This window comes from Brevundimonas sp., assembly GCF_031082345.1.
GTDB lineage: Bacteria > Pseudomonadota > Alphaproteobacteria > Caulobacterales > Caulobacteraceae > Brevundimonas.
On record NZ_JAVHLH010000079.1, the window covers coordinates 1 to 10,660 of the forward strand.

General features: G+C 66.6%; 9 protein-coding genes. 7 read left to right on the forward strand and 2 right to left on the reverse strand.

Annotation, left to right across the window (positions count from 1 at the left end; genetic code table 11):
* Nucleotides 1-3,796: RHS repeat-associated core domain-containing protein (locus RDU12_RS07050; protein WP_308684339.1), on the reverse strand; the 3,796-nt coding region annotated here is incomplete at its 3' end.
* A gap of 250 nt (nt 3,797-4,046) precedes the next feature.
* On the reverse strand, nt 4,047-4,484 hold the full coding sequence (locus tag RDU12_RS07055; protein ID WP_300289318.1) for an RHS repeat domain-containing protein: 438 nt from the start codon (nt 4,482-4,484) through the stop codon (nt 4,047-4,049).
* A gap of 220 nt (nt 4,485-4,704) precedes the next feature.
* Between RDU12_RS07055 and RDU12_RS07060 the strand changes: the two genes are divergently transcribed.
* From RDU12_RS07060 to RDU12_RS07090, 7 genes are all read left to right on the forward strand, one after another.
* Nucleotides 4,705-5,031: a TrbC/VirB2 family protein gene (locus RDU12_RS07060; RefSeq protein WP_300289319.1), complete on the forward strand. Its 327-nt coding sequence runs from the start codon at nt 4,705-4,707 to the stop codon at nt 5,029-5,031.
* Between the two features lie 4 nt (nt 5,032-5,035).
* Nucleotides 5,036-5,320, forward strand: coding sequence for a type IV secretion system protein VirB3 (locus RDU12_RS07065; protein ID WP_300289321.1), 285 nt, complete (start codon nt 5,036-5,038; stop codon nt 5,318-5,320).
* Nucleotides 5,299-7,671: a VirB4 family type IV secretion/conjugal transfer ATPase gene (locus tag RDU12_RS07070; protein ID WP_300289322.1), complete on the forward strand. Its 2,373-nt coding sequence runs from the start codon at nt 5,299-5,301 to the stop codon at nt 7,669-7,671. Before RDU12_RS07065 ends, RDU12_RS07070 begins: the two co-directional genes overlap by 22 nt.
* Nucleotides 7,668-8,891: a type IV secretion system protein gene (locus RDU12_RS07075; protein WP_300289323.1), complete on the forward strand. Its 1,224-nt coding sequence runs from the start codon at nt 7,668-7,670 to the stop codon at nt 8,889-8,891. Before RDU12_RS07070 ends, RDU12_RS07075 begins: the two co-directional genes overlap by 4 nt.
* Entirely contained in the window at nt 8,888-9,664 is a 777-nt protein-coding gene (locus tag RDU12_RS07080) for a virB8 family protein (protein ID WP_300289324.1), read from the forward strand. The genes RDU12_RS07075 and RDU12_RS07080 overlap by 4 nt, the downstream gene beginning before the upstream one ends.
* Nucleotides 9,661-10,353, forward strand: a complete 693-nt coding sequence (locus RDU12_RS07085) for a TrbG/VirB9 family P-type conjugative transfer protein (RefSeq protein ID WP_300289325.1) — start codon at nt 9,661-9,663, stop codon at nt 10,351-10,353. The genes RDU12_RS07080 and RDU12_RS07085 overlap by 4 nt, the downstream gene beginning before the upstream one ends.
* Before the next feature lie 56 nt (nt 10,354-10,409).
* A partial coding sequence (locus RDU12_RS07090; protein ID WP_308684340.1) for a hypothetical protein occupies nt 10,410-10,660 on the forward strand: 251 nt, incomplete at its 3' end.

Genomic DNA, 10,660 nt, shown 5'->3' on the forward strand with positions numbered 1-10,660 from the left:
CAAGAGCACCACCAGCAACTATGCCCTCGATATTGAGGATGTTTCCCGGCCGACAGCTGTCTTGGTGTCCCCCAACTTCTTCGTAACCTGAGCCATCGTCCCAAAATGTATAGCGGGTTTCACAGTTCTCAATGGGAGGCAAGTTGCCAGAGTAGGATGTCGAGCAGAACAAATAAGGCACCATAACCATTCGGAGGCCAGTGGGATCGGTCCTGTTTATGGGGTCTGCGCTGACGTAGGCGTGAAGGTTGGCCCCGTCACGATAGCCGATCGGGTCGGTCTGCAGAAAGCGCCCGATCTGGGGAGCGTAGGCGCGGGCTTTGTAGTGGTACAGACCAGCATCCGGAAGCCACATCTGGCCCGTATATTGGAAGCGCCCTGCGTTGCCCGCGGCCGGGACACCGTACTCGTCATAGCGGTTGACGTTCGTCGCGCCGGAGCCGTCGCCGAGCCCGATCACTGAGCCCCGCTCATCTGCCAGTAACCAGGTCCGGTTGGTCGTCCCCGAGCCTGCGTAGCTGGTAATGACTTCGTCAAGCCCCGTCCCTGGCACGTGGCGGGCGAGGATGGCCAAGCCGGTTGCGTCGTATTCGCCGACGACCTGGGCCCCATCATAGAGGAAGCGCGTCGTCGTCGCTCCTGTGGACCGCTCCAGCCGCCCCAGCGGGTCGAACAGGAAAGTCGCCGTCCCAGCCGCCGTCAGCTTGTTCTCTGCGTCGTAGCCGAAGGTCTTGCCGAGGCCCGAGGTTATGTTGCCGCGGGTGTCGTAGCCGATCGCGGCGCCACCCACCGAGGTCACCCGGTTCAGGTCATCGTTCGCATAAGTGGTCCCGACGTCCGACGGGGCATAGACGTAAGCGGGGTTGGTGACCGTGCGCCAGACGATCTGCCCCGCCGGATTGTAGCTGAAGGTGACGGTCAGGTCCTGGCCGGTCCCCGAAGGATTGTGGGACAGCGAACTGAGGCGCGAGACGGCGTCGTATCCCCAGCTCGTTGACACGCCGTTGCCGCGCGCCGCACCGGTCCGCTGTCCGCGGTTGTCATAGGCATAGGTGGCCAGCACCCCGGCGCCGGACGTGGCGCCGTTCTCGCGCACCGACGTCAACGCGCCGTACAGGTCGTAGTCATAGGCGGCATAGTAGCCGTCTGGCCATGTCAGCCGGGTGCGGCGGCCGGCCAGGTCGTACTGGGACGTCATCGTGCCCAGTCCCTGGCTTTCCGTCAGGCGGCGGCCGAGCGCGTCCCACGTCCAATACACATTCCAAGTGTAGAAGCCGGTCGTCTCCAGGTTCAGCGGGCGTCCTAGGTTGTCGTAGGTGATGTCGCGCTGGTCGCCGTCGGGTGGATCGTAGCTGGCCTGACGATTCAGGGCGTCAAAGCCGGCCGTGAAGATCTGTCCCGACCGGTTGCGGAACACGGTCACGTTGGACGCCTGGTCGTAGGTGTACTCGTCAAAATCCGAGGTGGACGTTCCACCGCCGGTCGCATTCGGATAGCGCAGTCGCGACAACCGGTCGAAGCGATCATAAACCGGAACCGAGACATTGCCTTCGCCGTCCGTCAGCGACGCCAGCAGACCGTTCGATGTGTAGGTCGCCGACTCCGTGATCGCCTCCGGGAGGCCGTAGGCCGAGGTCAGAGCCATCACCTGGTCGGCCGCGTCATACGCGTTCCGGACGATTCGGTCGGGACCAAAGGAGCCGGTCGTGGCCGCCGTGCAGGCCGAGGCAGGCGGCGCGGCGAAGGTCGCGGGGTTCATCCGCACCGCAGTGCAGTCGAGACGGTGGGCGGCGTCGTAGCTGACCTGTTGTACGCCGTAGATCGATCCCGACGCGGCGATCGTCGTGCGGACCGGCCGCGCGATATCGTCATAGACGGTTTCTTTCTGTTGCAGCGACGAGAAGGCGCTCCATGCGGCGTCCGACTGGCTCGTCACCGTGCCCTGTTCGACGAGGGTCACCTGGCCATCAGCGTTATAGGTGTTGCGGACCGCCCGGTGTAGCAGGGCGCCGCCGCCGTCGGGGTCCGGCCCCACGACGCCGATCAGTTGGCGGCCCGCGTCATAACGGTGTCGGGTCAAGTCGTTCGAACCGGCGAGCGGGCCGTCGACGGTCTCCACGTCGCCGTTGGCGGTGTAGGTCATGGCCGTGGTGGCCGCCAGCGCGCCCGTGCCGTCGCCCGAGGTGGTGGAGGTGGGCAGCAGATTGTTCGCCACGCCCGATGGTGCGTACGTCGTTGTTATCCTGACCTCGTTCGCCGTGCCAAGGCAGGCCGGCGCCGTGCCCGTGGCGCAGGCCGAAACGGCCGTGGGGCGCCAGACCGGCGTCGGCGCCTGCGTCAGCGTGCCGGCGTTGTTCTTGTACCAGGCGTAGAGGGACGAGTAGCTGACCCGGGTCTGCGGCCGGTCCGCGCCGGGCGTGGGCGCGGGCTGGGTCACGGTCAGCAAGCCGCCATGCGTGGCGTCATAGGTGTAGTCCGTGACGGCGCCGCGCTCGTCGGTCGTGCTCGTCGGCTGGTTGCAGGTGCGGATATTCGCACACGTGGCCGGAAAGCTCGCCGACGTGACGATGTTCGGCAGGTCGGGCGTTCCGGGTTTCTCGGCGTTGGTCAGCTGGGTGACGTTGCCGCGGACGCCATAGGTTATCTCGGTGTAGTTGCCCTCCGGCAGGGTCGTGCGCGTCGGCCGGCCCTGGGCGTCCCAAAGGAAGGTCGTGGTGCGGCCCAGTCCGTCGGTCGAGGAGATCGCCCGGCCCGTCGCCAGGTTGGCGACCACCACATTGGTGTGGGACAGCGGGTCGGTGACCGTGGTCGTGCGGTTGCCGCCGGCATCGACATAGCTGTAGGTCCAGGTGTCCGACCCGACCGTCACCGACGACACGCGGTTCGACGTATAGGCGATCGAGATGTCGTTGCCGCTGGTGCTGGACGGAAAGCGGATGCCGGTCAGCCCATTGGTGAAGCCGGCCGTGTACACCGTGGTTCGGCCCAGTTCGTCGGTGACCTGGTTGCCGCCGGTCGTGCTCGGCCAGGTGCGGCTGAAGGTGCAGGTGACCGCGTCAGGAGCGCAGGCGTCGACCGCCATGTTGAAGCCAGTGACCTTCACCAGGGTGTTGAAGTCGTAGAGTTCGTTCTCCGTCGTCGGGTTGTTGTTGGCGTACTCCAGCTTCAACTGGTAGCCGAGCGTGTTGGTGACCGACTGCAGCCGCCAGGTCGTGAGATAGTAGGGCTTCTCCGGCCACTCGGCGGGCATGAGCACCCGGCCGCTGACGTAGGTGAAGTTGACCACCTCTCCGGAAGGATAGGTGATCGTGCGGATCACGCCGCCGTTCTGGTTCGGCAGCTGGTTGTGGTAGTTCAAGGTGTTCGGCGAGAAGGTCGCGACGGTGCCGTCGGCGGCCGTGTAGGTGAAGGTCGATCCGCTTTTGGTCAGCGTCTGTCCGCGGTCGGACGCCGGGACGTAGACGCTTCCGGCGAGGGTGAACACGTCGGAAAAGCCACCGAAGCTCACCGTGTACGTCGATCCGACGTAGTAGACGGTGCCCATCAGATTGGAGCGCCAGCCGCCGCCGCCCCAGCTCCGGGAGTAGGTCAGTCCGCCCTGACCGGGATTGCCGATGACCACCTCGGTCGCGGAATAATTGAAGGTTCCGTTGATCAGGTCGACGCCTCTCGCGTCGAGCGTGTAGTGGGCGGGCGGCGGTGCGGCCTGGACCTGCGCCGTGGCCGGTGCGGCCGTAACGGCCAGCATCGTTGCCGCCAGAGCGAGCGCAGCGCGCATCATCATTTTCACAGACATGTGGTCGAGCTCCACAGGGCTAAGCCATTGCTCGACTTGAGCACGAGCACGCCGTCGTTTTGAAAGGTGGTTGGGGCGCCGGGGCGGGCGTTGTTCCAGCCTGCCCCGAAAGCTATGGATGAGGGGTCAGAGAAACCCAGTTCGCCGTCCCAACGGACGCGCACGTGGATGGGTCGCCTCTGTCCGGCCCCCTTGCGCCAGAGCGGTCGCAGCAAGCCGGTGACTGCGGGATCGCCGTGCGTCCTCAACGTCATTGGGCGGCGTCGTCCCGCCGGGGTCGTTCCTGGGACAAGGACAGCGCGGCGGGATAGAGCAGGTCGTCTGCGGCGGCGGGTAGCGAGGCCGCGACAACGGCGGAAGGGCTCCCCAGAGAATCCAGCCGGATTCTGGCGGCGGCTCTTTCAAACTCCCGGGCGACGGAGGCGAACATCGGATGGTCGCCGAACGCCTCGCCGAGGCTCTGGAGGAGGGCTGCGTAGGCCATTGTTCCGGTTTGACTGCGATAGGTTCGGTTGTTCGCGTCGTCGTAAGCATAGGAGGAAGCGTGGGTGCCGCCCGCGCCGCTGGTCGTGACGCCCGTCAGTCTGCCGTTGGCGTCATACTGGTAGGTCTGAGTGACCTGAGCGACCGCTGCCGCCGGCAAGCTCGTCAACACCAGAGCGATCGACAGCCGGATGAATGATTTCATGAGAATTCCCCCTAGGATTGCGACTTGCCCGGTTAACGGGTGGCGAGTCAATAGGGTGAAACGGCGCTGAGTTGGTGCCCTGGTGTCTCGCGGTCCGCCCGTATAAGCTCGCGGCTAGGGAGCGTGAGAAAACGGCGACCCACGCCTCAAAGTAGCGTTCCGGGGGTTGGCAACCGCTTTAAACTAGGCCTTGATGAGCGAGCCGTTCGGGGGAGTATCCATGGCAAAGAGCATCAGAGGTCTTGGCGGCGTCATCGCCACCGCGCTGGCCATGAGTCAGCCAATCGCCGCGCAAGCCCAGACCGTTCTCGCGGACCCCAGAGGCTCCGGCCCGATCGTATCGGCCGTGCAATGGCTGCAAGGCACCCTGCTGGGCACCGTCGCGACCGTGGTGGCCGTAATCGCCGTCGCCTGCGTCGGCTTTCTGATGCTGACCGGGCGGATGAACTGGCGATATGGGGCGGTCGTCATCCTGGGTTGTTTCATCCTGTTCGGCGCCGTGAGCATCGTCGCCGGGATCCGGTCGACCGCCTCGTTCGCGGGCTAGGCAAGTGGACGATCTGGATCGCACGCCCCTGTTCACCGCCCTCACCCGGCCGCAGATGTTCGCCGGGGTGACCTACAGTTATTTCGTGATCAACGCCGTGGTCGCCGCGGAGCTGTTTCTGGTGTTTCGGTCGATCTGGGTGCTGCCGATCGCCCTGGTCGTCCACGGCGTCGGCGTGCTGCTCTGCCTCCGCGAGCCCCGAATCATCGACCTGTGGCTGACACGCGTCAGCCAGTGCCCGCGTGTTCACAACCACCGTATCTGGCGATGCAACTCCTACCGCCCCTGAGCCAGGGGGATCGAACGGTCAGGCGTGAGAAACCGGCTGGCGTCCACCTCCCCTACGCGCGGCACGTCGACGATCACACCCTCGAGACGCGGGACGGTCTGCTGCTGCAGGTGATCCAGCTGCGGGGCCTGCTGTTCGAAACCGCCGACACCAGCGAGCTCAACTACCGCAAGACCCTGCGGGACGCGATGCTGCGCGCCATCGGCTCGTCCCGCTTCGCCCTCTACCATCACGTCGTGAGGCGGCGCGTCGATGTCGATCTGGAGCAGCCGTTTCCCGATGACTTCTCGCAGACGCTGGGGGACCGGTGGGCGGAACGGCTCGCCGCCAAACAGCTGTTCGTCAACGATCTCTACCTGACGCTGGTGCGACGGCCGTTGCAGGGCCAGGTCGGAGTCGCCGACCGGATCCGCAACTGGTTCGTCCGCGCCGGCGAGGCTTCCGACGCCGGGCAGGTGGCCGAGCTCGGTCAGCTGGATGCGGGACGAGACGCCCTGCTCTCGGCCCTGGGCGAGTACGCGCCGCGTCTTCTGGGGGTATACGAGACGCCGAACGGCGTGTGTTCCGAGCCGTTGGAGGTTCTCTCCGGCCTGTACAACGCCGAACAGCGGCCGGTGCTGTTGCCGCACCAGGATCTGGGATCCTACCTGCCCTATCGCCGGGTCAGTTTCGGGCAGGACACGGTGGAGCTGTCCGAGGCCGGCCATGTGCCCCGGGAGTTCTTCGGCCTGGTCTCGATCAAGGATTACCCGGCGTGGAGCGCGCCGGGCATGTTCGACGAGCTGCTGCGGCTGCCGTTTGAACTGGTCATCACCCAGTCCTTCGCCTTCGTCGAACGGCAGACCGCACTGGAGCGCATGAACCTGGCCCTGCGGCGCATGCGGTCGGCCGAGGACGAGGCGCTTTCTCTGCGCGGAGAACTCGCCCACGCCAAGGACGATGTCGCGGCGGGGCGGGCCGGATTCGGCGAGCACCATATGACGATCGGGGTGCGGGGCGCGACGCTGGAAGCCATCGACGCCGGCGTCGCCGAGGTGACGGCTGCCCTCGCCGACATGGGCATCGTCGCCGTTCGCGAGGAGATCGCCCTGGAGCCGGCCTTCTGGGCGCAGTTCCCGGCAAACTTCAAATACATCGCCCGGCGGGGGCTGGTGTCGACGAACAATTTCGCCGGCCTCGCCAGCATCCACAACTTCCCGACCGGCGCCGAGACCGGATCCCACTGGGGTGACGCCATCACCCTGCTGGAGACGACCGCGGCCGGGCCCTATTTCTTCAACTTCCACCAGGGCGATCTCGGAAACTTCACCGTCATCGGCCCGTCCGGATCGGGCAAGACGGTGGTGCTCAACTTCCTGTTGGCCCAGGCGCGCAGGCTCCAGCCCCGCATCATCTTCTTCGACAAGGACCGGGGCGCCGAGCTGTTCATCAGGGCCATCGGCGGCCGTTATGATCTGCTGCGGCCCGGCCAGGCGTCCGGTCTCAATCCGCTTCAACTCGACGACACGCCGACCAACCGCGGCTTCCTGGTCGACTGGCTCGCCCAGCTGGCGGGCGAGGCGGACGTTACGGACCTCGCCCGTATCCGCGACGCGGTCGCCGCCAATTTCGAACAGCCGGTCAAGCATCGCCGGTTGAGACACCTGGTCGAGCTGTTCCGCGGCGATCAGCGCCCCCACGCCGGCGACCTGTGGTCGCGGCTGCGTCCTTGGTGGGGCGACGGCGAGCGCGCCTGGCTGTTCGACAATCCGAAGGATCTGACCGACCTGTCAGCCCAGACGGTCGGCTTCGACATGACGGTGTTGCTCGACGACCCGGTCCTCCGCACCCCGGCGATGATGTACCTGTTCCACCGGGTCGAGGAACGGCTCGACGGCACGCCGGCGATCATCGTCGTCGATGAAGGGTGGAAGGCGCTCGACGACGATATTTTTGTGCGGCGCATCAAGGACTGGGAAAAGACCATCCGCAAGCGCAACGGCATCGTCGGCTTCGCCACCCAAAGCGCCCAGGACGCGTTGGAAAGCCGCATCGCCAGCGCCATCATCGAACAGGCCGCGACCCAGATCTTCATGGTCAACGCCAAGGCCCGCGCCGAAGACTATGTGCAGGGATTCGGCCTGACGCCGCATGAGTTCGACCTGATCCGCACCCTGCCGGACAGCGCCCATTGCTTCCTGATCAAGCGCGGCGGCGAGAGCGTCGTGGCGCGGCTCGACTTGTCCGGCGAGGACGACATCCTGACCATTCTCTCGGGCCGCGAACGGACCGTGCGCCTGCTCGACACCCTTCGCGCCTCCGTCGGCGATAATCCCGCCGAGTGGATGGCGCCCCTCCTGGAGCAGGCATGAACATCGGTGCCTGTCCCGCTCTGACCACCGGCGAGGCGTTCCTCTCGACGCTGCTGCGGCACATCGACTGTCAGGCGCAGACGATCGGGTCGACGGGCTATCAGGCGTTGGCTGATCCCGGCTCGCCCCTGGCGGCGGTATTGACCGGCCTGCTGACCCTCTTCGTCGCCCTGTTCGGCTTCCGCATGCTGTTCGGCCAGGCGCCGAGCGTGCGCGACATGGTCATGGCGGCGGTCAAGATCGGCGTGGTGCTGACGCTCGCCACCAGCTGGGGAGCCTACCGGACGGTGGTCTACGACGTCATCGTAGACGGCCCGTCGCACCTCAGCGCCGCCATTGGCCGGCCCGCCGCCCTGCCCGGCGCCGGCGGCGACCTGATCGACCGCCTGCAGGCGGCGGACGGCGCCATCATCCGGCTGACCAATCTGGGAACCGGGCGCGAAGATGGGATCTCCCGGCCGCCTCCGGGTCGAACCGATCCGAACCAGCCGCCCGAGCGAACCCCCCTCCCCGACAATCCGGTGCTCGGCTGGGCGCGGGTGCTGTTCCTGTCCGGCGTGGTCGCCGCCGTCGCCACGGTCCGGGTGACGGCGGGGGTTCTGCTGGCTCTGGCGCCCCTCATGGCAGGACTGCTGTTGTTCGACATCGGACGCAGCCTGTTCGCCGGTTGGGCCCGCACCCTGGTGTTCACCCTCCTGGCCTCCATCGCCGTCACCCTGATGCTCGGCGTTGAGTTGGCGCTTCTGGAGCCCTGGCTGACGCAGGTCCTGCTGTTGCGCGAGGCCAGGATTCTCACCGCCTCGGCCCCCGTTGAATTGCTGATCCTGTGTCTGGCCTTCGCTCTGGCCCTGTTCGGATCGCTCGCGGTCCTGCTGCGGCTGGCGTTCACGGTGCACCTCTCGATCAACCTCGCCCGCCTACCCTTCCTCCAACGGGGCGCCGAACCGCAGGAGCGTCTCGTCATGCTTCCGGACCAGTCCACGCCCTACCCGGCTCCATCCCGGGCCCTGGCCGTCGCGGACGCCCTTCGCGCCTCGCAGACCCGCGCCCGTACCGGGCCGACCCCATCCTATGCGGGCTCCATCGCCCAGCCCCTGACCGCGCCTCGCGCGGCCGGCGGCCAAGCGGATGGATTCATGGCGCCGTCCTTCGGGCAGACCTTGCGCCGTAGCAGACCGCGGAAGTCGCTCGGCGCCGCGCTTCGGGATCGTCGCTCATGAAGAAATCAAGCCGCGAAGCGCTCAACGCCTACTACCGTGAAGCCGGAAGCTGGGCTTCGGACCGAATCGGCGCGCTCCAGGCCTCGCGTCGCCTCGCCTGGATCATGGCGATTACGGCCGTCGCCGTCGCCGTGGTCGAGGCCCTGGCGCTGGTCATCCTCATGCCGCTGAAGACGGTAGTCCCCTACACCCTACTGGTCGACCGTACGACGGGTTTCGTCCAGGCGCTCAAACCGCTCGAACCGAACCAGATCACCCCTGACCGGGCGCTCGTTCAATCCATGCTCGTTCAGTATGTCATCGCCCGCGAAAGCTTCGACATCGCGACCCTCCAGGCCAACTACCAGAAGGTCGGCCTGTGGTCGGCGGACAAGGCGCGCGACGAATATCTGAACCTGATGCAGCCCTCCAATCTGGACGGGCCCCTGATCCGCTATCCCCGAAACGCGGTCGTCGAGACCCGCGTGAAGAGCGTGTCGCGCCTGGACGAACAGTCCGCCCTCGTGCGCTACGAAACCGTACGGAAGGACGAGGGCGCCCAAGCCCTGCCGGCGCAGCATTGGGTCGCCATCATCCAGTATCGCTTCTCCGGAGAGCCCATGTCGGCGGAGGACCGGTTCCTCAACCCCTTGGGTTTCCAGGTCCTGGAGTACCGCCGCGATCCCGAGGCCTTGCCCCAGGCGGATGCCGTGGTGGCGGTCGAGACCACGGATCCGCTGGTGCTCGAGGTCGACGGACCGGTCACCGTCTATCCGACGGACGAAACGCCGTGAGGCGCCTCATCCTTCTCTGTCTGCTCCTCGGCACGCCGGCCATGGCCCAGACTTCGCCGAGCCCGCAGCCGGGCGATCCCCGGCTTCAATCCATCCCGTACGACGCCGGCAAGGTGGTTCGGCTGAACGTGGCGACCAATTTCCAGCTGACCGTGATCTTCAATCCGACGGAACGGGTCGAGAATGTCGCGATCGGCAACAGCGACGCCTGGCAGGCGACCGTCAACCGGCGCGGCGACACCCTTTTCCTCAAGCCGGTCCGTCAGGACGGCGCGACGAATATGACGGTGATAACGGACGCCCGGATCTATAATTTCGAGCTGACGTCGAGCTACGGTCCCACCGCCGACACCCCGTACACGGTGCGGTTTCTTTATGACGAGACGCCGTCCGAGGTCCCGGCGGGTCCCCTCCCCCAGCCCGGCGTCGGTCAGTACAGACTGAGGGGGCCCGCCGCCTTGCGTCCGCTCGCCGTCACCGACGACGGTGTGCGAACCTATATCCAGTGGCGTCCCGAACAGGTCCTGCCGGCCGTTTTCGCCATCGACGCGAGGGGCGATCCGGTTCTGGTGGACGGCCATGTCCGGGACGGTCGCTACGTCATCGACGCCGTATATCGGACCCTGGTGTTCCGCCTCGAGCGACAGACCGCCCGTGCGCTCCGCGTTCCCGTGAGGAACCGGCGGTGAATCCCGACATCCGGAAAACTCGACGGGAAGGCGCAAACACGGCGGACATCCGCCCCATGGTGGCGCGCGCCCGCGGCCAGGCCCCGGCCTGGCTCATGATGGGGATCATCGTCCTGGGCGGCGTCATGCTGTTCGTGGTCCTGGACGGCCAGAGGCGCGCCGCCACCGCGCCGACGACCCAGGTGAGGGTGGTGGACGGCGTGTACGCGCGGTCTGCGTTGCCGCCGCTCTACATCGCGCCCGTCCCGCCGCCCCCGCCCCCGCCGCCGGCCGAATTGGGTCCCGAGCCCGCGCCTGCGCCGCCTCC